12 protein-coding genes and 4 pseudogenes are annotated in these 23,740 nt (G+C 69.1%); 13 read left to right on the top strand and 3 right to left on the bottom strand.

What is annotated here, in order from left to right; all coding sequences use genetic code 11:
- Nucleotides 1-13 precede the first annotated feature (13 nt).
- The 13 genes and pseudogenes from DRB89_RS08135 to DRB89_RS08075 form a co-directional block, all read left to right on the top strand.
- Complete coding sequence (locus tag DRB89_RS08135; protein WP_112451858.1) at nt 14-1,015, top strand: cupin-like domain-containing protein; 1,002 nt, start codon at nt 14-16, stop codon at nt 1,013-1,015.
- A complete protein-coding gene (locus DRB89_RS08130; protein WP_112451857.1) occupies nt 1,005-2,417 on the top strand; it encodes an ABC transporter substrate-binding protein in 1,413 nt (470 codons plus the stop codon). Before DRB89_RS08135 ends, DRB89_RS08130 begins: the two co-directional genes overlap by 11 nt.
- Nucleotides 2,414-3,562, top strand: coding sequence for a ThiF family adenylyltransferase (locus DRB89_RS08125; protein WP_162688504.1), 1,149 nt, complete (start codon nt 2,414-2,416; stop codon nt 3,560-3,562). Before DRB89_RS08130 ends, DRB89_RS08125 begins: the two co-directional genes overlap by 4 nt.
- Nucleotides 3,553-5,157: a hypothetical protein gene (locus DRB89_RS08120; RefSeq protein ID WP_112451855.1), complete on the top strand. Its 1,605-nt coding sequence runs from the start codon at nt 3,553-3,555 to the stop codon at nt 5,155-5,157. Before DRB89_RS08125 ends, DRB89_RS08120 begins: the two co-directional genes overlap by 10 nt.
- Nucleotides 5,096-6,706, top strand: a complete 1,611-nt coding sequence (locus DRB89_RS08115) for a metallopeptidase TldD-related protein (protein ID WP_162688503.1) — start codon at nt 5,096-5,098, stop codon at nt 6,704-6,706. Before DRB89_RS08120 ends, DRB89_RS08115 begins: the two co-directional genes overlap by 62 nt.
- Before the next feature lie 91 nt (nt 6,707-6,797).
- A complete protein-coding gene (locus DRB89_RS08110; RefSeq protein WP_162688502.1) occupies nt 6,798-8,318 on the top strand; it encodes an FAD-dependent oxidoreductase in 1,521 nt (506 codons plus the stop codon).
- On the top strand, nt 8,315-9,628 hold the full coding sequence (locus DRB89_RS08105) for an MFS transporter (RefSeq protein WP_343234498.1): 1,314 nt from the start codon (nt 8,315-8,317) through the stop codon (nt 9,626-9,628). The genes DRB89_RS08110 and DRB89_RS08105 overlap by 4 nt, the downstream gene beginning before the upstream one ends.
- Nucleotides 9,629-9,792: 164 nt before the next feature.
- The gene (locus DRB89_RS08100; protein WP_162688501.1) at nt 9,793-10,092 is read left to right on the top strand and encodes a transposase; all 300 of its coding nucleotides are present in this window, start codon (nt 9,793-9,795) and stop codon (nt 10,090-10,092) included.
- Nucleotides 10,089-10,808 (top strand): IS3 family transposase, encoded by a 720-nt coding sequence (locus DRB89_RS08095; protein WP_162688500.1) that lies wholly within the window; start codon nt 10,089-10,091, stop codon nt 10,806-10,808. Before DRB89_RS08100 ends, DRB89_RS08095 begins: the two co-directional genes overlap by 4 nt.
- A gap of 166 nt (nt 10,809-10,974) precedes the next feature.
- A pseudogene (locus DRB89_RS08090) lies at nt 10,975-11,655 on the top strand (helix-turn-helix domain-containing protein); the annotation flags it as partial.
- A 679-nt stretch (nt 11,656-12,334) separates the two neighbouring features.
- Complete coding sequence (gene ltrA, locus DRB89_RS08085; protein ID WP_112453169.1) at nt 12,335-14,137, top strand: group II intron reverse transcriptase/maturase; 1,803 nt, start codon at nt 12,335-12,337, stop codon at nt 14,135-14,137.
- 72 nt (nt 14,138-14,209) lie between these two features.
- A pseudogene (locus DRB89_RS08080) lies at nt 14,210-14,728 on the top strand (IS30 family transposase); the annotation flags it as partial.
- A gap of 49 nt (nt 14,729-14,777) precedes the next feature.
- Nucleotides 14,778-15,008: pseudogene (locus DRB89_RS08075) on the top strand (integrase core domain-containing protein); the annotation flags it as partial.
- A 41-nt stretch (nt 15,009-15,049) separates the two neighbouring features.
- Here the strand turns inward: DRB89_RS08075 and DRB89_RS44335 are convergent.
- The 3 genes and pseudogenes from DRB89_RS44335 to DRB89_RS08060 all read right to left on the bottom strand — a co-directional run.
- Nucleotides 15,050-15,230, bottom strand: a pseudogene (locus DRB89_RS44335) (enoyl-CoA hydratase/isomerase family protein); the annotation flags it as partial.
- Nucleotides 15,231-15,348: 118 nt separating this feature from the next.
- Nucleotides 15,349-16,260, bottom strand: coding sequence for a hypothetical protein (locus tag DRB89_RS08065; RefSeq protein WP_112446597.1), 912 nt, complete (start codon nt 16,258-16,260; stop codon nt 15,349-15,351).
- Complete coding sequence (locus DRB89_RS08060; RefSeq protein ID WP_162688499.1) at nt 16,257-23,522, bottom strand: RHS repeat-associated core domain-containing protein; 7,266 nt, start codon at nt 23,520-23,522, stop codon at nt 16,257-16,259. The genes DRB89_RS08065 and DRB89_RS08060 overlap by 4 nt, the downstream gene beginning before the upstream one ends.
- Nucleotides 23,523-23,740: the final 218 nt, after the last annotated feature.

Raw genomic sequence — 23,740 nt, 5'->3', positions numbered from 1 at the left:
AGGAGGGACACGCGTGGCGCCCATACCGGTCACCCCCCTGCGGACGCTGGACGCCCAGGCCGCCGCCGACCTGGGTGACATCGACGGGCCGGTGGTCATCCGCGGCCTGCACGCACCGTGGCGCGCGCGGGGGCTGTGGACCACGGAGTTCTTCCGCCGGGAGTACGGCCCGACGCCCGTGCCGGTCCGGAATTACCCCGCCGGTTCGGAATACGACTACACGCTCGCCCACACCACGCTCGGGGATTTCCTGGACTACTGGGAGAACACCCCGGCCGACACCGCACTCGTCAGGGACCGGCAATACCTCGCCGAATGGAATTTCGTCCGCGACTGCCCGGGGCTCCTCGACGACTTCGACATTCCGGAGATCTTCTCCGAGGACTGCATCGAGAGGCTTCCGGAGCAAGTGCGCTTCGGCCGGATGTGGTTGTTCTTCGGCGAGCCCGGATGCTCCACCGGACTGCACCGCGACACCTTCTCCACCAGCGCCTGGCTGGCGGTCCTCAGCGGCAGCAAGACCCTGCGGCTGGTGACCCCGGAAGCCGGCGGGAAGCTGCGGCCCGGGGACGGCCTGTGGTCGGCGGCCTCGTACGACGAGGTGCTCCGGCCGGCCGGCGCGGTCGTCCACGAGGTCACGCTCCGGGCCGGGGACACGCTCTACATCCCCGGCGACTGGTACCACGAGGTCCGCAATCCGGAGCGCAACCTCATGCTGACCGCCAACTTCGTCGAGGAGCGCCGGCTCCTGTCCTTCCTCTCCCAGTTCGAGACGCGGCTCATCGAGCCCATCTCCGTCCTGCGCCGGGCCCGCAACGCGCAGGTGCGCACGTGGGCGGAGCGCGAGGAGAAGACCCCGCCGACCGAGCTCGACGACGAGGCGTTCCGCGCCCGCGAGGCCGCCTGGGTTCGCGGGATGACCGCCGAACTCGAGGAGTACGGGCGGGCGCTGGCCCGGTGGGGCGCGGAGCGGCCGGACGGCCCGGAGCACGAGGCGCCGTCCGATGCCGGCTGACCGGGCCGGGGGCGCGGGCGCGTACGAGGCTGGGGGCGCGGCCGCGTACGGCGCCGGTAGCGCGGCCGCGCACGAGGCTGAGGGCGAGGGCGAGGGCGCGTACGACGTCGAGACCGTCGTCGCGTTCGACTCCATGCCGTCCACGCCGGAACAGCCCGACTGGAGCGACCACAGCGGACTGCAGCTGGCCGCGCTCACGACCCGCCCCCTCCTCGCCCACCGCGACGGCGTTCCCGCGCTGATCGGTGCCCGCTCCCTGGACTCCTCCCCGGACGGGCGCCGGCACGAGTTCGCCGTCCGCCCCGGCGCCCGCTGGGCGGACGGCAGCCGGCTCACCGCCGCCGACTACGCGAAGGCCCTGCGCCGCGCCGCGTCCTCGCACACCGCCACCGGCTACTGGCTGCGCCACGTCGAGCGCGTGCACGCCCGCGGGGACCGCCTCCGGGTGACCCTGGCCGAACCGGACTTCGGGTTCCCGCTGATGACCTCGCTGCCCGCGCTCGCCCCGTACCGCGGTACGGGCGACGGCGTCGGCCGGTACCGCATCGCCCGGGCGACGTCCCGCACGATCGTCCTCGACCGCGCCGGCCACCGCGCCGAAGGCGCCGCGCGCGTGCTCGTCCGCAGGATCAAGAGCCCCGAGCGGGGCATCGCGGCCTTCGCCGAAGGCCGGATCGACGTCACCTCCGACACCGCCTTCCCCCTGCACCGGTACCCGCAGTACGCGGCCCACCCCGCCCTGCGGATCCGGCCGCTCGGCATCATCGTCGCGCTGTGCTTCGAGGGCGCCCTGCTCGGCCCGGGCGCGGACACCGCACGGCAGGCGATCCGCCGCGCCCTGGCGGCGCCCGGAGCCGGGGCCCTGCTGCCGGCCCCGCTGCTCGCGCGCGACGGCTTCCTGCCGGTGCGGGACTTCGACGGGGCCTTCCGCGGGGCGGCGGAGCGCGAGGCCGTCCCCGCCGGCCGGATCGCGCGGCCCGCGCCCGGCCCCCGCCACCGGCTCGCGTACGACACGTACTACCCGAACCGGGAGCTCGCCCGGGCCGCCGCCCGGCTCCTGGGGCGGGCGGGCATCGCGGTGGAACTCGTACCCGACCGGTACGAGGCCCGGTCCCGCCCGGCCGACCTGCGCCTCAACCTCTTCCGCGGGCTGCGCCAGGACCCGCTCGGGGTCCACCGGGGGCTGGTGTTCCTGGAGGCACTGCGTACGCACGCGTCGCTGGAGTCCTACCTGAAGGTGCTGCGGCGCTACGACACCTCCCCGCAGACCTCGGAGACGCTGGAGGAAGCCGTCGGGGAACTCGACGCCATCCTGCTGGACAACGCCCTGTGCCTCCCGCTCGCGGAGGTGCCCGGGATCTTCCTCGCGCGCCGGGCGCGGGCGCCCTGGGAGTGGACGTGACCGGGGACGGGGGCGCGAGCGGGGACGAGGGCGTATACGGGGACGGGGACGTGAACGGGACCGGGGAAGCGCCACTCCTCGACCGGCTGCGGCGGCGCTTCCCCGCCGGGGTCATGCTCCGCGCGAACACCACGATCGCCGCCGGGGAAGCCGGGGAACTGCTGGTGATCGGGGAGAACGGCTTCGGCATCGACGGCGCGGACGACGGCTTGCGGGAGCTGGCGGGACGGCTCGCCGGTGGCCTGGCCTGGCCCGACGGCCGCGGCGCCCTCAGCCCCCGGCAGCTGGCGCTGCTGGAGGTGTTCGAGGCGCGCGGCATGCTCGTACCCCTGCCCCGCGCCGGATCGGCCGACCAGTACACCAAGCAGCGGCACTGGCTGGCGCACTTCGACCCGCGGCCCGAGGACGCGATGGAGCGGATCGCCCGCCACCGGGCGGTCGTCGTGGGCTGCGGCGGAACGGGGTCCATCGTCGCCACCCACCTGTGCGCGATGGGCGTGCGGGACCTCCTGCTCGTCGACCACGACCGGGTCGAGATCACCAACTTCAACCGGCAGTTCAGCTACCGGCGCCGCGACCTCGGCCGGCCCAAGACCGAGGCCCTGCGGGACTTCCTGCGGGAGCGGTACCCGGACGCCGAGATCTCGGCGTCGCAGGTCTTCGTCGACGAGGACACCGTGGGCGGACTCGGCGGGGCCGGCGGGGCCGGCGGGCCTGGTGGGACCGGCGACCCCGGCGGGCCCGGAAGCCGTGGGTCGTGGACGCTGTTCTGCTGCGCGGACCGGCCCGTGGGCACGCTGGCGCTGCTGCTGGCCGCGCACGCCCGCGCGCACGGCGGCGCGGTGATCTTCGCGGCCGCGGGGCTCGAGGAAGCGGCCGTGGGGCCGCTGCTGCTACCGGAAGCGGACGCCGCCCACCGGGAGTTCGCACGGGAGATGGCGGAACTGGGCGCCTTCGCCCGCACCACGCTCGCCGACCCGGTGATGAGCGCCTCGATCGCCCCGGTGAACACCGTGACGGCGGCCTGGATGGTCGGCGAGTGGACGAACGGCGTGATCCTGAGCCGCGCCACCCGCGCTTCGAACGCGCGGTTCGTCGTGGACCTCGGAAACTCAACTACGCGCGAGGAGAGGACATGGGGATGACGAACTCCCCCGGCCCGCGGGCGGTCACCATCGCGGTACGGCACGCACGCGAGGGCGGGCCCCTGTCGAAACGGGCCTGGGCCCTGCGCGAGGCCTTCGGCGTGGAGAGCGCCGAGGAGACCGTCAGCCTCGCCCCGGTCTCCGTCTCCCTCGACGGCATCACCCTGGTCACCGGCTTCAGCGGAACCGGGAAGTCGAGCGTGCTGCGGGAGCTGTCCCGCCTCGCGAAGGTCCGTACGGTGGCCGACCTGCCGCCCCACGGCCCCACGGACCGCGTCATCGACCTCTTCGACGGCGAGGTCGGGGCGACCGTGTCCTGGCTGGGACGGTTCGGCCTGGGCGAGCCCCGGCTGATGATGTCGCGGCCGGAGCACCTCTCCGACGGACAGCGGCACCGGCTCACCCTGGCCCGGCTGGCCCGTACGGGCGGCGGTGACGGCAGCGAGGGCGGCGGAGGCGAGGGCGGTGACGGCTTCGACCTGATCGTGGTGGACGAGTTCTGCTCCAACCTGGACCGCACCACCGCCAAGGTCATCGCCCACAACTTCCAGCGGGTCTGCCGCTCCCTGCGGTTGAACGCCGTCGTCGCGACCGCCCACGACGACCTGCACGAGTTCCTCTCCCCGGACGAACACCTCCGGCTCGACTTCGACGGCACGGCCCGCAAGACGGTGGGCGCGTACGTGCCGGGGCGGCGCATCGAGCGGTGGATCGGCGAGGAGTTCGCGGAGTCCGCGGGAGACCGCGCCGACTACGAGCAGCTGGCCGACTACCACTACCGCGTCGAGGACGAGCGGTGGATCGACTGGGAGAACCTCGTCACCGAGGTGCGCACCATCCGCGTCGGCGGCACGCTCGCCGCGGTCAAGGTCTTCTGCCGGCCCTTCCCCCGCGAGTTCGAGGCGCTGGAGACGCTCCGCCGGATCAACGGGTCCGTCCTGCTGCAGGAGCGGGTCATCGTGCACCCCGCCTTCCGGGGGCTCTCGCTGAACGCGCGCATGTGGCCGGAGTCGGGGTCGGAGTCGGGGTCGGGGTCGTCCGGTGTGCCGCCGGCCGAGCCGGAACGCAAGACCGTCTTCGCGCAGTCCGCCCTGGGCCGGCTCTTCCCCTTCCACCTGCGGGCCGGCTACCGCGCTGTCGAGCATCCTTCCGAGACCCCGGCCCGGGAGCAGATCGACCTGGCGGCCGCGCTGCGCCGGCACGACCCCGGCATCAACGCCAACTCGACGCGGGCGATCGCCGCACTGCTCACCGCCCTTCCCGAGGAGGGCCTTTCGGAGATCCGGGAGCTGGCCTCCGCCGCGTTCGTCATCGCCACGCGCCGGCAGATCGTGTTCCTGGCGGAGCTGGCCGGGCTCGAAGCGCGGGAAGCGGACCTGGACTTCGTGGGCCGCGCCTCGCTGGAGGCCGCGCGGACCGCGGACCCCGCATCGCTGGCCGTCCTGGTCGAGACGGCGACCCCGTTCCGCATGGCCGGCTTCATCCGGCACTGGTCCCCCGAGCACGGATGGCGCGTCACCACGAATGGAACCCATGACGACGAGGCCACGCCCGCCGATCCCGCGACCGCCCCGGTCGCCGCTGCCGGCCGCTGACCGGCCGTTCGGCGTGGACGCCGCCGCGACGGCCGGGATCGCCGACCTGCTCGAGGAGGTACGGGCCGCCACGGGCATCCGCATCGACCTCTTCGCCGAGCGCGTGCTCGGGGACGAGTTCTTCCTGCTCGACGACGCACCCGTGCGCGAGGAGTCGTACCGGCAGGCCGGCTTCTCCGTGAGCATCCGGTACCGCGGGAGCACGGGCCACGCGGCCGTCAACAGCCTCTCCCGGGAGGGGTTCCTGCTCGGCCTCGAAGCCCCCGCCTCCGCCCGCGCGGCGGGGGTCCGCGTACCGCACCCGGAGCGGCTGGCCGCCGTACTGCACGGGGCCCTGGCCGCGTGGGACCCGTCGTACGACGACCCCTCGTGCGGCAGCCCGTCGTACGGCGGCGAAGGCGACGGGCCCGCGCGGGTCGCCGTGGCCGGGGCCGCCGAACTGCTGCGCACGGCCCGCGCGGCGGCCCTCGACGCGGCGCGGCGCGGCGGCGGCCTCGACTCGCTCTCCGTCTCGTACTCCGCGGTGGCCCGGGACTTCGTCCTGCTCGGGCCCGGCACCGCGCACCTCCAAGGCGACGGGCAGCGGCACCTGCTGTCCTGCCGGGCCATCGCGGACGGCACGGGCACGGGCGGCACAGGTACGGGCGGCTCCTGCACGGGCGGCTCCGGCCCGGGCGGCCCGTCCGTCGGGTACCGCAAGGCCGGATACCGCAAGGCCGGGGACCCGGGCTCACGGGAGTCCGGCGCGTGGGAGCCCGGCCGGGACGCCCTGGCCGTCGGGCGCGGTGCGGCCCTCGCCGCCGTGGCCAAGCGCGGGGCGGAGCCGGTGGCCGAGCGGAACGCCACGGTGGTCATCGCCGCCGGCGCCAGCGGGGTGTTCGCGCACGAGCTCCTCGGACACCCGCTGGAGCGGGACGTCATGGCCGGCGGCCTCGCGGGCGTGTCCTGGCGGGAGGGCGAGCGCGTCTGCCCCGTCGCGCTGGACGTCACCGACGATCCGGGGATCCCGGGCGCCTGGGGCAGCTACGCGTACGACGACGAGGGGACCGCCGCCCTCCCCGGACACCTCGTCCGGGGAGGCACGGTCGCGGGGTTCGTCGAGGACGCGGGACGCCTGCGCCGGCAGTCCTTCCGGCATCCGCCGATGTGCCGGATGAGCAATGTGTGCATCGGTCCCGGCCCCGACGACCCCGCCGCCCTCCTGGCCTCCGTCGCCCGCGGCTACCACGTGTCCCGCCTCGGCGGCGGGGAGGTGCGCGCGGACGGCACGTTCTCCCTCGGCGCGGTGGACGTACGCCGCGTCCGCGACGGCCGGCCGGCCGAGCCGGTCGCCGACGCCGTCCTCACCGGGGAGGTCGCGGCCGTCCTCGCGGGCCTCCGGGGGATCGGCTCCGACTTCGCGATGGGCAGCCCCGCCTCCTGCGCCAAGTACGGCCAGGAGGTGCCCGTGGGCGACGGCGGTCCCACGCTCCTGGTGACGGGCGTGGACCTGGGGCCGGGGGTGGACCCATGGCCCGGGCCGGGGCCCAGGCCGGGGCCGTCGGGCTGAGGCGGCGCGCGCGGACCCGTACGACCGACCGCTCCCCGTCGGCTTCCCGTCAGCTCCCCGTCCGACCATCGACCGAGGAAACGAGAGAGACTTGATCACGGCAGACATCGCCATCGTCGGCAACGGCATCCTCGCCCTGTCCACGGCCTTCGAGCTGACCGCCCGCGACGCCTCCCTGTCGGTCGCCGTCATCGGCCCGGAGGACCGCGCGGGCGCGGCCACGCCGGCCTCCGGCGCGATGCTGAACTGCTTCGCCGAAATCACCAAGTACACGCTGCGCTCCGACGCCTCGCGCGCCAAGTTCGCCATGTGCCGGGACGCGTTGGCCCTCTGGCCCTCCTGGCTCGACCGGATCGGCGAGGCGTCCGGCCACGACCGGCCCCACACCGTCTCCGGCACGGTCGTCATCGAGAACGCCGTCTCCGGCGAGCTGGACTCGGAGAACTTCGACGCCATGCTCGACGCCGTCGCCAAGTACGGCGAGGCCCACGAGCTGATCAGCCCGCGCTCGATCGCGGGCCTGGACCCGACCCCGACCGCGCGGCCGCTGCGCGCCCTGTTCCTCCCCGACGAGGGCGCCGCCGACAGCGCGGCGGTGTACGGGGCGGTGCGGGCCGCGCTCGACGCGCGGGGCGTGCGCTTCGTCCCGTACGCCGCCCGCGCGCTCACGCGCGACGGTGACAAGGTGACGGGCGCCGTGCTGGAGAACGGCGACCAGGTGCGCGCGGGCACCACGCTCGTGGCCGCCGGGGCGTTCACCACTCCCCTCCTGGACACCGTGCTCGGGCCCGACGACGTACAGCCCGTCTTCTCCGGCACGGGGATCGCCGCGGTCACCCATCGCTCGGACGCCACGCCCTTCCACCACGTGGTGCGCAGCGTCAACCGGGCGGGCTCGTGCGGGCTGCACGCCGTCCCGTTCCCGGGGGGACGCGACTACCTGGGCGCCACCAACGTCGTCTTCGCCACTCCGCGCACGCTCCCGTCGGCGGGTCTCAGCCATTTCCTCCTGCAGTGCGCGATCGACCAGTTGAACAACGGCTTCGCCTTCTCCGAGATCATGGAATGGCGCGTGGGCAACCGGCCGGTGTCGCTCGACACGTTCCCGCTGATCGGGCGGGGCCCCTTGGACGGCCTCCACATCGCGACCGGCACGTACCGGGACGGGTTCCACAACAGCCCGCTGATCGCCGCGATCACGGCGTCCGAAATCCTCGGCGGCGCCGAGGGAGCCGAGGAAGCCGACGGATACGACCACCCCTTCGTCCCCGCCCGCCGCCCGATCAGCGTGTTCACGGCGGCGGAGAGCGCCGGCGAAACCGCGTATCAGGGCGCGTGCACGGGCTTCGAGGCCTCGCTCGTCCTCCCGCGCCTGTGGCGGCATCAGGCGGTGCCGACGCTTTTCAGCCAGGGCGCCGTCCGCCTGTACGAGGACCTGGGCGCGGCGGGGGGCGCGGCTTCCGGGGAAGCGTACGGATTCTCGCCGGACCTCGTACCGTTCCTCGTCGCGGGCCTGTTCAGTGAGGACGGGCCCGATCGTGAGGCCTATCTACGGGTGAAGTCGCTGCTGGGCAGCCGCGGAGCCTCTGTCGGACTGGAGACGGCACGTTGACCACGGATTCGAGCGAGATCGCGCAGGACGACGGCACCACGCCGGGAACATCCCCGGGAACACCCGCGGGAACCCCGCCGGGGGCCACTGAGGACTCGTCGTCCCTCCAGTCGGCCCGAAGAGTGGCGCTGCCCTTCTACGCGTACGCCATCCTCGCCAACTCCCTCTTCCAGCGCGGTGTGTTCGTCCTCTACCTGGCCCACCAGGGCTTCTCCATCTCGCAGATCGCGCTGCTGCAGACGCTGCTCTACATCATCAGCGCGGTGGCCGAGGTCCCGACCGGGTTCGTCGCGGACCGCGTGGGCCGGCGGGCGAGCATCGTGATCGGCCAGGGCCTGATCGCCGCCTGCCTGGTGGGCCAGGTGGCCCTGACGGGCTTCCCGTGGTTCATCGCGCTGTTCGCCGTCCAGGGCATCGGCATGGCCTTCGTCTCCGGGGCCGACACCGCGCTCCTCTACGACCTGCTCAAGCGGCGCGGCGCCCAGACCCACTACATCAAGGTCAAGTCCCGCTACGCCACCTTCGGCGCCACGACCATGGCACTGGCCATCGCACTGGGCGGCAGCCTGCAGAAGCTGTCCTGGGAGCTGGTGTACCTGGCCTCGGCCGGCGCGCTCGTGCTGGCCGCGTGCGTCCTGCTGGCCCGGGTGCCGGAGATGGGCGGGAAGGAGGCCGCGGAGCTGGACGAGCCGGAGGACTCCGCGTCGGAGAACGGCGCGACCCCGTTGGGCACGGCGGCGGTCCTGCGCGCGCTGACCCCGCGCCTGGCCTCCCTGGTGGTCGTCTCGGGCCTGATGCACGCCACGATGACCCCGTACTTCATCTTCACGCAGGAGGCGCTCAGCGATCAGGGCTTGGCCACCACCCTGGTCAGTGTGGTCATGTCGGCGGGCTTCCTCATCGGCGGCTTCGCCCCGCTCCTCGCCGACCGGGCCGACCGCCGCCTCGGCGTACACCTGCTGGTCCCGCTGACCCTGCTGGTCCTCGCGGCGGCCCTGGGCGTGAGCGGCCTGGGCCTGGTCTGGCTGACGGTGGCCGTCTTCCTCCTGGCGGTGGGCGCCCCGGACATCACGGCGGTCGTGGTCGACAACGTCTTCAACGAGGGGGTCCCGTCGCGCTACCGCGCGAGCCTGCTCTCGATGATCACGTTCGTGGAGTCCCTCCTCATCGGCTGCGGCTACCTCGCGCTGGGCAAACTGATCGACGTCTTCGGCCCGGGCGAAGGCTTCGCCTGGTACGCGGCGGTCCCGACGCTGGCCCTGCTCCTCAGCATCCCGTCCCTGAGAAAGGGCCACTGGATCAAACCCTGACCGCCGACGCGCCACTATCGCCAGATGCTGTTCGCCGGAATTACTGGAACCCACGAACCCTGTTCGTCAAACCGTCTCAGCGTGATCGTGGGCTTGATCCGCTTTGACGGACATCTGAGATCAGGGGCTTCAGCCCCGGAAGGATGATGTTCATCATGGAGAGCATGGGGAAGAAGAAGGCGCGTCCTCGCCGCTCGTTCACGCCGGAGTTCAAGGCAGAGATCGTCGAGCTGTGCCGGCGGGGCGACCGCGTGGTTGGCCAGGTCGCCAGGGGTTTCGAGCTGACCGAGACCGCGGTGCGGAGCTGGGTGAGGCAGGCCGAGGTCGACGCCGGCGAACGGGACGGTCTGACCAGCAGCGAACACGAGGAACTGGCCGCACTGCGGCGGGAGAACCGCCGGCTGCGGGAGGACGTCGAAATCCTCAAGCGCGCGACGGCTTTCTTCGCGACGGAGACCCGGTGAACGTGCACCCGTTCATCGAGGCGGAGAAAACCGCAGGTCACAACGTCAAAAGGGCGTGTGAACTCCTCAAGGTCTCCCGGACCGCCTACTACGCCCGCCGCACTGGCACCCCTGGCCTCCGGGCGGTGCGGGACGCCGAGCTGACCGAACAGATCACCGCTGTTCGCCAGCAGTCCCGTGGCACCTACGGTGCCCCGCGCGTTCACTCCGTCCTCGAGCGCGAGGGCGCCGGCTGCGGACGCCGCCGGGTCGCACGGCTGATGCGGCTGGCCGGCCTGACCGGTAGGCACCGACGACGCCGGCACCGCACCACCATTCCCGACCCACACGCGTCCACCCGAACTGACCTGGTTCTTCGTGACTTCCAGCCCGATTTCGCAGCTCTCGACACCCGCTGGTGCGGGGACATCACCTATGTCGCCACAAGTGAGGGCTGGCTCTATCTGGCCACCGTGATCGACATCGCCTCACGCCGTGTCGTCGGCTGGGCGACGGCCGACCACCTGCGAACCGAGCTCGTCGCCGACGCACTGCGGACCGCCTGCCGAACCCGGCGGCCGGCCGGTCCGGTGATCTTCCATTCCGACCGCGGCTGTCAGGGTGAATTCAACTGGTCGTCGCAACACCTCGTGATCATGGAGGTGTGTAATGGGTCTGCCGAGGAAGCAAGGGTCGCAGCCGCCATCCGGTGTGCGTCGGCAGTGGGCTGCGGATAGGGCGATGCGGCCGCCGATGCGCTCACCGGGCCGGCCTGAGCCATCGCGTGCTGTGCAACGAGACTTCTGGCGCCTGATCGCCTCGGGGATCACTTCTGTCCAGGCTGCCGAGGGGGTCGGGGTGTCGGCACCGGTCGGGATCCGATGGTTCCGACACGCTGGCGGGATGGCGCCGCTGAGTCTGGACGAGCCCTCGGGCCGGTACCTGTCGTTCGCCGAGCGTGAGGAGATTGCACTGCTCAAAGCTCAGGACAAGAGCGTGCGTGAGATCGCCCGCACGATCGGGCGCGCCCCGGGAACGATCTCTCGCGAACTGCGTCGCAACGCCGCGACCAGGAGCGGCAAGCCGGTCTACCGCGCCGTGGTAGCCCAGTGGAAGGCGCAGCAGGCCGCGAAGCGCCCAAAGACGGCGAAGCTCGTGGACAACGACCGTTTACGTGAGTACGTGCAGGACCGGCTCGCCGGTGACATCCGTCGGCCCGACGGCACGATCGTTTCAGGTCCTGCGACGGCACCGTGGAAGGGACTGAACAAGCCCCGCCGCCAGGACAGGCGGTGGTCGACGGCATGGAGTCCGGAGCAGATCGCGCGCCGGCTGCGGGTCGACTTCCCTGATGATGAGTCCATGCGCATCAGCCACGAGGCGATCTACCAGTCGCTGTTCATCGAGGGCCGGGGCGCGCTCAAGCGCGAGCTGGTCACGTGTCTGCGCACGGGCCGTGCGTTGCGGGAGCCAAGGACTCGGTCCCGAAACAAGCGGCAGGGCCACGTCACCGCTGACGTCGTTTTGAGTGAGCGCCCGGCCGAGGCCGACGACCGTGCTGTCCCTGGCCATTGGGAGGGCGACCGTGCGACACGAAGTTGCACGAATTTGAGTGGACTGACCGATTGGAGAGGCAGTTGATGAAGCTGTAGGTGCAGTCACGGGTCCGTGTCCGTGTGACCCGTCCCCGCCCTTGACGTGCGATGCCGGTAACGGAGTGGTGCGAAGCTCAGGGGAAAGCCCAAGAACTTCCGTTCCATCCGGGAGTTACCGGCAAGGGGAAGACCGGACGGGTGAAGTACATGAACTCCCGATGATGCCTCGTGATCCCAAGCCCCGCCGATGGAATGCGTGAGTGGGGTGCATGGCTAGCCGTCGAGAAGCGGCAGGCGCTGGCTGGTAGAGGTCACTCCGGCCAGGTGGACACCGCCGCCTCGGGGTAAAGGGAGCACCCACCCCGGTCGTATCTCATTCGTGTGGAACGTGGAAACCCCGTTGGGGTCCGGGCCGCTTTGGCCCGGTCAGCCGACCGTAAGGAAGGCTCAACTCCCCAGCGGGAACAGGACGGCCCAAGAAGCCAATGCCGGAAGCCGAAGGGAAACGGAAACCCGGGGCAGAAGATCGGACTCTCCGCCGGTCGCCTCGCATAACCGTCCGGATACGGGTGATCTGCCCGGACCCGAAAGGGTGCTGACGTGGGCCGGGTGAGCCTGTGCAGAATCACTGGACAAAGACGACGGAACCGAGGGGCAAGTTGGACATCATGCAGATAGCGGACGGGCTGGCCTCGGCCCTTCCGGCTGCTCCTGCACCGGTGAACGGACCCGAGGGCGAAGACTTGGACTGGGCGTCGATTGACTGGCGGCGGGTCGAGGAGGACGTACGGCGTCTGCGGCAGAGAATCTTCACGGCATCGCAGGCAGGGGATCTGAAGAAGGTCCGTAATTTGCAGAAGTTGATGCTCCGGTCCCGGTCGAACACGCTCCTGAGCGTGCGACGGGTCACGGAGATCAATGCTGGACGCGCGACGGCGGGAGTCGACGGAAAGGTAGTGCTGCTTTCCCAGTCCAAGGCCGCATTGGCCCACTGGGTTCAGCACCGTTCCCGACCATGGATTCCCAAGCCCGTCAAGCGGGTGTTCATCCCCAAACCGGGGACCATGAAGAAGCGCGGACTCGGGATTCCCGTGATTGTTGACCGGTGCCTGCAAGCTGTGGCATTGGGAGCATTGGAGCCCGAGTGGGAAGCGCGGTTCGAGCCGAAGTCGTACGGCTTTCGGCCCGGCCGTGGCTGTCACGACGCGATCGGGGCCATCTACTCCACGCTCAACGGGAAGAACCCGCAGCGTGCGTGGGTGCTCGACGCGGACCTGACGGCGGCGTTCGACCGTATCGACCACGGCCGGCTCATGGCCGCTCTCGGCACCTTCCCCGCCCGGGGACTGGTCCGTCAGTGGCTGAAGGCCGGGGTCGTGGATCGCGGTCGGTTCGCCCCGACCGAGGAGGGAACTCCACAGGGTGGGGTGATCAGCCCATTGCTCTTCAACGTGGCCCTGCACGGAATGGAGGAAGCCGCAGGGGTCCGCTATTACACCACCGGCAGAGATGCCGGGAGTGCGCAAAGCGGCAGCCCCGTGCTGGTGCGGTACGCAGATGACTTTGTCGCGATGTGCACCAGCCGTGAACAGGCCGAGCAGGTCAAGGAACGGCTGGCTGCATGGCTGACGCCCAGGGGACTCGCCTTCCACGAGGACAAGACACGAATCGTCCACGCGGAGAGCGGATTCGACTTCCTGGGGTTCAACGTCCGCCGCTATCACGGCAAGCTGCTGATCAAGCCGAGTAAAGCGGCTCAGCGACGGATCCGGGAACGGCTCAGTACCGAAATGGTGGCTCTGCGAGGGGCCAACGCCGGTGCGGTACTCAAGAAGATCAACCCGATCGTGCGGGGTTGGTCGGCCTACTACCGGACGGTGGTGTCCAGCGAGATCTTCACGGCGCTGGACAATCACATGTGGAAGCTCGCTTACAAGTGGGCCAAACACAGCCACCCGAACAAGCCGAAGCACTGGATATCCGACAAGTACTTCGGCCGGTTCAACAGGTCCAGGAACGACCGGTGGGTGTTCGGTGACCGCGACAGCGGTGCCTACCTGCTCAAGTTCTCCTGGACGAAGATAGTCCGGCACCAACTGGTCAAGGGGAAGGCGTCCCCGGACGATCCTGCCCTGGAATCCTATTGGGCTCAGCGGCGCCGCAAGGGAACCCCTCTACCGGTCGATGCCATGACCGTGCGCCTACTACAGGCACAGCACGGCCGGTGCTCGATCTGCGGAGGGCTCCTCCTGCACGCCGACCACCCGCCACAAAGCCCAGGAGAATGGGAAGTATGGCGGGCTGTCATCCGGAAGGCGATCTCCAAGCAATACATCGCGTTCCCGGACGGGAGCACGCCGGACGGTCAACGACCCCGTCTCCTCCACACCCATTGTCAACGGCGGAATGGAGACGCCGCGATGACGAGTCCAGCACTTTTGTCTGCCAACGAGCCTCTGGGGCTTGCTTGAGCCGTGTGCGGTGAAAGCTGCTTGCACGGTTCTGAGGGGGCGGGGACGCAGTAATGCGTCCCCGCTACCCGACTGATCATCGGGACGGGTAGGTCCGCGATCGGCACGCTCGTCGAGCGCAGCAGCAGGTCCACGCTCCTGGTCCATCTGCCACGGCTGGACGGCTGGGGCGAGGAACCGTATGTGAAGAACGGGCCAGCGCTCGGCGGATACGGGGCCGTCGCGATGAACGCGGCACTGACGGAGTCGATGACCAAGTTGCCCGAGCAGCTACGGAAGACCCTTACCTGGGACCGCGGGAAGGAGCTCTCCGGTCACGCCCAGTTCGCCATGGAGAGCGGGACGCGGGTGTTCTTTGCTGACCCCCACTCGCCCTGGCAGCGACCGACGAACGAAAACACCAACGGGCTCCTGCGACAGTACTTTCCGAAAGGCACGGACCTGTCTCGGTGGTCCGCCGAAGACCTCGAAGCCGTCGCATACGCACTCAGTAGCCGACCCCGCAAGATCCTCGGGTGGAAGACACCCGCCGAAGTCTTCGAAGAGCAACTACGCTCACTTCAAAAACCCGGTGTTGCATCGATCGGTTGAACTCGCCCAGTACACGAGCCGTGAACTCGCCCTCTTGGCAGCCGAGGTCGGCATCCGCCTGTCGGTCGGACGCACTGGGCAATGTTGGGACAACGCGCTCGCGGAATCGCTTTTCTCGACCCTGAAGAACGAGCTGGGCGACACCAACCCCTGGCCGAGCCGGGCTGCCGCACGCACCGCGATATTCGAGTGGATCGAGAGCTGGTACAACTTGCACCGGCTCCACAGCAGCCTCGGCTACCGCAGTCCCGCCGAATACGAGACCGCCCTCGCCGCCTGACCACCACACCAAAGGTGTCCGTCAAAGCGGAACAAGCTCACCCCACCGCCACAAAGCCCACGCTCCCCGGCCCCTGAATGACCACCTGCTTGACGCCTGGGTCCCGCTCCCACCCGACCAGCGCCTCGGCCATCCGCGCCACCATGGGGTGGGTCAGCACATTGAGGGCCCGCGCCGATTCAGGGTGATCACTCGAGCCCAGCCGTCACAGGTACACAACACGGGTCGTCGTCACTCATCACCCACCAAGTGGGCCCTCTCCCCAGCCCCTGCTCGACGGCCTCCGGTCCCCGCCTTGAATACAGTTGGCACTCGATCAGCCCGGACGGGCCGGTGCGCATCACATTCGCGCCCAAGGCCTGGGATTCGGACAGCGCTGCCACCACCAACCAGCCATGCCCGGTTCGACGGACACACCCATCAGCTCTCTGTAAAGACTCCCCGACGCGTCTCCGTCTGTTGCCGCGACGAATCGGCAGTCCAAATCCTCCAGAGCCCCATCAAGAAGCTCGGCGACCTCACCCGGCAGACGTGCACCGATACGGGCGAGCTCGTCCCGGGCTTCCAGTCGTTCTCGGTAGAGGTCTGCCGGATACCAACCCGACGGCGCCCACCCGGACTCCATCTGCCGGATAACCCGTTCCCATATGACCAGGTTGTCCTGCACAGCCCAGAGGATGCTGCCGATTCCGTCATCGAGAGAGGGACGAGCCCCGTTCGAGTCAGTGCGCCGTAGCTGTTCCACCGACACTTTGAAGGCCTCGGCTACAGGGCTTGCCAGCCGCTGCTCCCGTACGATCTCTGCGAAACGCGTGACGATCGCCCGCGGAAGCTGCGGAACAGCCTCCTCGACGGCGGTCACCTCAAGCAGTGGGGGCTCGTCATCGGACGGTTCGAGCCGTGCACGCGTGAGAAGACCTCCCGGCGTCACAGCCCAGTATGCGCTGGGGGGTGCTTCAACGGCAGGGAATAGGACCGTCGTCGCTGTGGCCTGCGCGAGTCCGGCGGCAACCTCGGACTCGGTCGGCCGCACGGTGATGTAGTCCTGGATGTAGATGTCCAGCGACCACGCGACGTCGCCAAAGGTCGCTTGGTAAGTGCACAGGACAGGCGCATCCCAGTTCGGGAGACCGGGGTCGCCATCGGGGTCGACCATCTCCACGTCATTAGCTGCCGTCCCGAGGCATGCGGCAAGTGCGGCGGCCATGGCCGTGGGCCTGACAGCGTCGACCGTGAGAAGGTTGTACGTCACTTGTACGTCCCGTTGTAGATGGCGAGCGCTTTCTCGACGATTCCTGGATTGTTGGTGAAGCGCGGGTTCCTGCTCAACTGCGGCGCGGCACTAAGGTCACCTTTCGCCTTGGCGACCTGCTGCAGGGCAGCGTACTCATTCCTGTCGAGACTCACGAAGCCAGGGCCGGAGTCAGGGAACACCGTCCCTGAGTGCTCGACACCATATAGGCGATTGTTCACTTGGTAGCGGTCGAGTTCACTAATATAGGCCGCCTTCCCACTGGCAATGTCAGCGACATCCTGCTTAACGGTGCCCATCTCGCCGCGCAGGATGACAGTGTTGTTCCCCCTCACCTCGCCACTGGCCGACCCCGAAACAGTATGGCGCGCGTTGGGTGCCTTCAGGTTCTTTCCGGCAGCTGGACCTGGTATATCGCTTGATGCTGGCCAGGGACCTCGACCGGGCCCCGAATCCGCCCCGGAGGACGACCCGTCCCCGCCCGGAGCCTTCGCAGTGCCTGATTCCGGGGTGCTGGGCGACGTGCTGTCCGGAGCGGAGTCGGCCGGGGTGTCCTTGCCTGCGGGCTTGGGGGTGTCATCGATGAGGCTTTTCAGTGCCGAGATGAGGGACTGACCTCCGCCGAGGCCATCAGCCTTAGCGAGTTTATACTCCCGGTATGCGACCACCCCGACTTTGCCCACACCGTAGCCGTCCACGAAGAGCGAGCCGATGAGCCCAGTCCACCAGCCAGCCTGGTAAGCCTTCGAGTCCGGATCGATATTGAAGAGCTCACCGGCCGGCCGGCCACCCCAGAGATTTGGTACATGCCGCTTCGGCGCCTTGTAGCCGGTCCAGTCGTTGAATTTCTTATTCTTGCCGTTATAAATCTCAACGCAATTATTGAGCAGAAATCCGGGGGCATTAAACCCGAGGTTGACACTATTCATGCCTCCGAGCGCTCCGTCGACCACCCCCGCGAGGAATTTGCCGACGTCGGCCCAGCCAACGAATAGCCCGGACGGGTCGCTCATGTTGACGGGGTCGTCGCCGGCGTAGGTGTAGCCGCCCATTTGGTTCTGGTCGCCGGCTTCGAAGACCGGGTCGCAGGTGAGGAAGCGGCCGATGACCGGGTCGTAGTTGCGGGCGCCCAACAGGTTCAGGCCGCTGGTGGGGTCGACTGGCTGGCCCAGGTAGGCGCGGTTGTCGGCCCAGGCCGGCGGGGCGGTGCCGCGCGGGGCTCCGTACGGGTCGAAGGCGCGGCGGGTGACCGTGAGGGTAGTTGCGTCGATCTGGAGCTGGGAGGTGTTCTGCGGGGTGGTGAGCTGGTAGGTGACGGAGCCGGTGGAGGAGCGGGTGATCCGGGTGCCGTCGGGGCTGGTGTAGTTGCGGAGGCCTTCGACCGTCTTCGTGGTGTTGTTCAGCTTGAGCTGTTCGGTGCCGCCGAAGAGGTAGAGGGTGTCGCTGTCCGGAGACCGCTGGATCAGCAGGCCGCCGTCCGCGTCGTACAGGTAGGTTGCGGTCTGGGTGCCGCCGCCCGGCTTGGGGGTGGTGACCGTTTCGGTGCGGCCCTGGGCGTTGTACGTGAACGTCTGGGTCGTGGTCGCGGCCGTGCCGGCCTTGGTGTCACGGCTGGTCGTGTTGCCGACCGAGTCGTAGTGCGGGGTCAGCGTGGTCGTACCGGTGGGCCCCGTGGTGGTGATGGACGTGGCCGTGTTCGGCTGGGCCGCCGGCGTGGAGCCGCTGCCGGGGTAGGTGCTGGTCTGGGTGACGTCCTTGAGGGGGTTGCCCGCGGGGTCGTGCTTGACCTGCTGGGTGCGGTCGCCGAGCTGGTTGTAGGTGAAGGACTGCCAGTACGGGTTCGGTCCGCCGATCGTCGTGGACGTCGGCTGCGCGGTGTTGCACTTGGACAGCTGGCCGGCCTTCGGAGCCGCGAGACCCTTGGTGTCCGTCCAGGCTTGGGCCAGGCGGTTCTGCCCGTCGTAGAGGAAGCACTGCGTGTCCGTGCCGGTGGCCGATCCGCCGCTGGACTGCACGCTGGACGTTCCGGTGAGGTTGCCAGCCTCGTCATAGGCATAGGTGGTGTCTTCGACCGCGTCGCCAGTGGTGCCGGTTTGCAGGCTGACCCTGTTGGTGGCCTGTCGGCCGGTGGCGTCGTCGTAGGTCTGAGCGGTGCGGAGCTGCTTTCCGTAGGGACCGTACGTGGACTGGATGACCTGGCCCAGCGGTGTGTAGATGGCCTTGTTCAGGTACGGGGTGGTGGCGGATCCGTACCCGGTGAGGCCGCCCTGCGGGTTGTACCCGTACCCGATCCGCTCGGCCGGCAGGCCGCCGTCGGCGCCGTAGGTCGTTGAGTTCAGCAGCCCTACAGTGGGCGTGTATTCGGCGGTCGCGGTATACGTCCCTGCGAGCTTGCCCTCGTCGGAAGGGATGACCGTCGTGGTGCCCGTGGGCTGGTAGGCGGTCGTGTAGCCGTCGATCTTCTTCGTGTACGCCTTGCCGGCTGTTCCGCCCACGAATCGGGTCGAGGACGTCGGGCGTCCCTTGAGGAGCGTGTCGTACGTCCACTCGGCCAGCTTCTTGGTCTGGTCCGTGGTGCTGGTGCCCTCGTATTCACCGGTCTTGCGGCCGAGGGTGTCGTAGGTGGTGGAGAGGCTCTTGCCCCGCGCATCGGTGCTCAGGATCACTCGCCCGAACAGGTCGTAGCCGGTGGTGGAGGTACCGGTGTCCGGGTCGGTCTGGGACAGTTTCTGGCCGAGCAGGTTGTACGTGTAGGTCCACTTATTGCCGGCGGTGTCGCCGATGGACGCGACGTTTCCGGCAGGGGTGTACGAGTACGTGGTGGTCGCGTCAGCCGTGGCGGCCTTGCCCGCGGTCCCGGACGTCCAGATGGAGGTTCCGGCGGCGTCGTACATCTGGGCGGTGTCGTCGCCCTTGACGAGGAGGTAAGCGCCCGTGGCTCCGGCGGTGCCCGTACCCGAAGACCAGAGAACGGTTCCTGTGATGCTGGTGACGACGAGGTTGCCGTCGGCACGGACCGTCGCACTCGCGCCCGGGTTGCCGGCAGTGCCCGAGGACCAGAGAGTCTTGCCGTCCGTTATGGCGGCCAGGACGAGGTTGCCGTCCGCCTGCATGACGAGCCGGACGCTCCGGGAATCAATGGTGGTGCCGGATGAAATGGTCTTGCCGGCTGTCAGCTTGTTGTCTGCCGTGGTGTCCAGGGACTGGGTGGACGTCGTCTGGCCGATGGCGTTGGTGTAGGTGAGCGTGGCCTGCCCGCCCTTGGGCGGAGTGGTGGAGGTCTTGTCGACACCCGAGTACGTCGTGCTTCCCTGCCAGAGCTTGGCCCCCTTCGACCACTGCTCCGAGGCGGTGACACGTCCCTGGCCGTCGTACACCTGACGGGCCTGGCTGGGCACTGTGTTCTCGGCCTCGACCCACAGGGTGGTCCCAGGAGCGGTGGTCGGATCCGCGTAGGGCGCGATGCTGGAGACGGCCCAGCCGTGGCTGTCGTAGGCGGTCGAACTGATCAGACGGCCGGCGGAGTTGTTCGCGGTCGTCGACTGTTGCTGACGAACCTGGAGCATGCCGTCGTAGAGCGTGACGGACTTGCCGTAGCTTCCGTTATCCCGGAGCGTCTCCGTGGTGACCGACGGCGGGTTCGGGCTGTCGCCGGCCCCGCTGACGGTGTACGTGAACTTGCGGTCCGGGGTCTGCGTGGCCTTGTCCCGGCCCGGTGTCCAGACTGCGGTACGGCGGCCCAGCGTGTCGTAGGTGCTGGCGGTGACGCGACCGTTGACATCGACAGATTGGAGATCCAGCCCGCGCGCCGGAGACACGTCCATCGTGGATGTCCAGCCATAGGGCTGCGGGTACGTCGTAGTGACCTTGGTCGGCAGGGTCACCGAGGAAGGCGTGTACGAAATAGTCGTGAACTGCGAAGCCGCGTCGGTCTGCTTGATGGCGCGCCCGTAGTCGTCATACGTCAGACCGCCGTTGGTCTGGAAGACCGGATTCCCCGCGCCGTCGTACTTGGTTACCACCTGCGCCGCTGTCAACCGGCCGACAGAATGGGTCTTTCCGTCCGAGGCCCAGGTCTGCCCGAGCTGCCCGTGCGTGCCAGGACTGGTAACGGACCCGTCGCCGTCGTAGAAGAACCGTTTGTGGCTGAGGGTCGTACCCGCACCAGGCGTCGTGGTGCAGGGGCCGGCCACTGCGATGACCTCACTCTGAAGGGTCACCATCATCGGGTTGCTCGCAGGCGCCGATGCGTACGTCGTGGTGGTGCAGTTCTCCTGTTCGGGTGCGGCGACGTCACCCTTGTCGTCGATCTGATGGACCCGGCCCAGGTCGTCGTACTTGGTTACGACTTTCGACGTGCGCCATGCCCCGGTCGACATGAGTCCCATCGACCGGTTGGCCACGTCCGTGGTCCGCCGGGAAACCAGGCCCGGCAGCGTGGACAACGATGCCGGAGCGGGAACCTTGGATGTCCAGGCCGTGCGGCTCTGAGTTGAGGTGACCTTCGTGGTGAGCGGACCGTTGAGCGTCTTGGAGGTGACGGTCCCACCGGCCGCCGTGAAGACCTGCGACTCCAGCGTGGCGCCGGACAGCCAGTCACTGTCCGGGAAGGATTCGCCCAGGGAGTTGGTCAAGGAGACCGATCGCCGGGTGCCGTCCTTCTTGTAGTCGCCGTCCATGCCCTGCAGGTACGTCGAGACGGACTGCGTGATCGGGTCAGGGGCGACGCCGGACTTCGTGGTCACGGTGCGGTAGCCGCGGAAGTCGTTCCACGTCCGGTACTCGTCGTCGGTCAGCTCCGAATCGTCCCGGTGCCAGGCCGCGCCGCCGCCGTACTCGTAGTTGGTGACCTGGTGAGGAGAGCCCGCCTTGGTGAGGTCGCTGGTGACCACCTGGGTGACGAGGGTCTTCACGAACCAGTCGGCGATCGGCTTTGCCACCCCGGACGGGGCCCAGTAGGCCTGGTAGCAGGCCATCGTGTTGTTGTCCGCCGCCGCGGGCATCGTGTTCTTGACGCGCGAGCACTCGGGATCTCGGTAGGTGACCGCCGTGGAAGCGCCGGTCTCCGTACGGATGCTCGAGATGCGGGGGTGGTAGAGCGCCGGCGCTGCCGGCGTCAGCCCGTCCACGCGGTTGTCGATCTCGATGCCCGTGAAGGTGACCGGGTCCATCGTGAGGGGTTTGCTGCCACCGCCGGTGGTGTCCCGCCCGGTGTGCTGGATGGAGGACAGCCACAGGATCGACTGAAGCATTCCGGCGCTGTCCGGCTTGCCTGTCTTCCCGGTGACCGGGTCGATCACGCCACCGGCGTCGGAGAAGACGTGCGTGAGGGAGTACGAGTCGACGTCCTGCCAACCCGTACCGATCTTTACCTTGGTGTTGATGCCCATCAGCCGGTGCGTGGACCAGAACGTCGGAGAACCGAACCGGCAGACGTCGTCGCCCTCACCCTTGGTCTTGTAGGTGGAGGGGCAGTTGATGTCGTAGGGGACGTCGGGCCAGTTCTTGGCCGTGTCCTTCGACAGGTTGCCGGCCGCGCACACGGTGTCGGAGGTCGTGCACCGCTGCTTGGTGTCGAAGTTGATCTGAGCCGCGGGGTCCCTGCCGGCGACGGCGTCGGCGAGCTTGTAGCCGTAGGAGATGCGCGTGAGCTCGCCCGAGCGCGTGTACGGGGTCAGGGTGCCACCCTCACCCTTCGCGGCGACCTGACCAAAGCCCATGTTGTAGTAGTTCGACTCGGTCGTGTAGTCGTACCGCTGGACGTTGCCCTGCGAGTCGACGGCGAAGTCCAGGTTGAAGCGGTACCCGACCTGCTCGTCGCACCGGGAGGCGTTGCCCTTGGCCGCGCTGTAGCAGGGGTCCCCCGACTTGGGGTGGTATACCGGAATGCCCCAGGCGCTGTTGGTCGCGGAGTCCGCCGCTGTACCGGGCGCGTGGTTGAGGCCGAGGTAGTACGCGGTGCCGTCGGTCGTGGTGACCTTGAAGTACTCGCCATCCCACAGGCCGTTCGTCGCCCCGCTGAGCCGCTCGATCTTCGTGCCGTCGTCGGACGCCAGGCGGTAGACGCCGTCACTGCCGCGGATGAGCTGGCCGGTGTGCGCGCCGAGCGAAAGCGTGCCGTTGAAGCCGGCCCAGCACTGGTCACCCGAGTCCTTGATCCCCGAGTCCTTGCAGGACTTGTAGGAGCGCTCGATGAAGCCCGGCGCGTACGACCAGCCGTCACCGATCCAGGAGGACTGCGAGTTCCGCGCGGACGTCTTCCCGTCGATGGACTGCGAGTTGTACGTGAGCGCCACGGAGGGCGCCGTGCCGCCCAGCGAGGGCGGTACCGCGATCGGGTAGCTGTAGGTGAAGGCACCGGATGCCGACTGCGCCCAGGATCCCGACGCCGACAGGGACGTCGCCGCGTATTCGCCCTGCGAGCCACCCGTGTCGGACACCGCCGCGACGGCGACCTCCTGAGTCGCGGCCGACGCGGCCATCAGCGGGGTCGCCGCACCGGAGAGGACCGCATCCTTGAACCGCGGCGTGCTGCTCGGCATGTCGACGTTGGCCGTGAGCCGCTGCTTCGTCGGGTCGTTGACTGTCTGCAGGGGGGTCTGCACCCGGCAGGCGGCAACCGACGGAGTGGTGAGAGCGCAGCCTGGCAGGGACACCAGATGCAGACGGGATGCCCATCCGCCGCCATATGCGTTGACCAGTTCGCCGTAGTCCACGCCCACTGACAACTGGCCGCCGACTGCCTTGCCGTCGGTGGGCGCCACACCGATGAGCATGCCGTTGACGTTCACCGATTCGGTCTGCTGACGGCTCGCCGTCTGCACGCGAACGGCTGTCGGGCCGTCCGCTGCCGGGCCGCTCTGCGCCCCGCCGGCTGAACGCGCTACGCCCTGTGCCCCGGCAGGCGCGGCCGGAGCGATCCAGACCGGCGACTTTCCGGCCCGGACCGGCTGAACCGGATCCGCGCCGACACTGTCCGAGCGCAGCAGGGAGCCTGACGCCGCCTTCGTGGGCTGGTTCACCGAGACGGTTTCCGTGCCCGCCGTCGACCACTTGGGGGTCTTCGGCACGTGGGCGCGCAACTCGCGCGCCCCTTGCGGAGTACGCGGAGCCGCAGGCTTGGCCGAACCCTTGACCGGGTGGCCCTTCACCACGGGCAAAACCGGCAATGTGCCATCCGGCCAGGATTTGCCCGTGTACTTGTATCCGACCATGCCGTCGGCGTTGGCCAGCGGCACGACAAGCGACATCGCCGCCGTCATCACCGTGACGAACAGGGCCCGACGCCTCCAACCCTTAACGGGCATACCGGTAGATCTACGAATCGATGAACGCACCTTGACAGTCCCCACCCCAAGTGCGCGGTCCAAGAAGAACCGGAAATAGACAGAGCCGCAATCAGCCCTGCAAGATCAGTGGAACAGTATTGCGACGACAACTCGAACCGCAATAGCCTTCTCGCGGATCAGGCCTCAACCCT

The sequence above is a fragment of the Streptomyces sp. ICC4 genome (assembly GCF_003287915.1).
Lineage (GTDB): Bacteria > Actinomycetota > Actinomycetes > Streptomycetales > Streptomycetaceae > Streptomyces > Streptomyces tritrimontium.
This window is presented reverse-complemented; position numbering and strand designations above follow the sequence as displayed.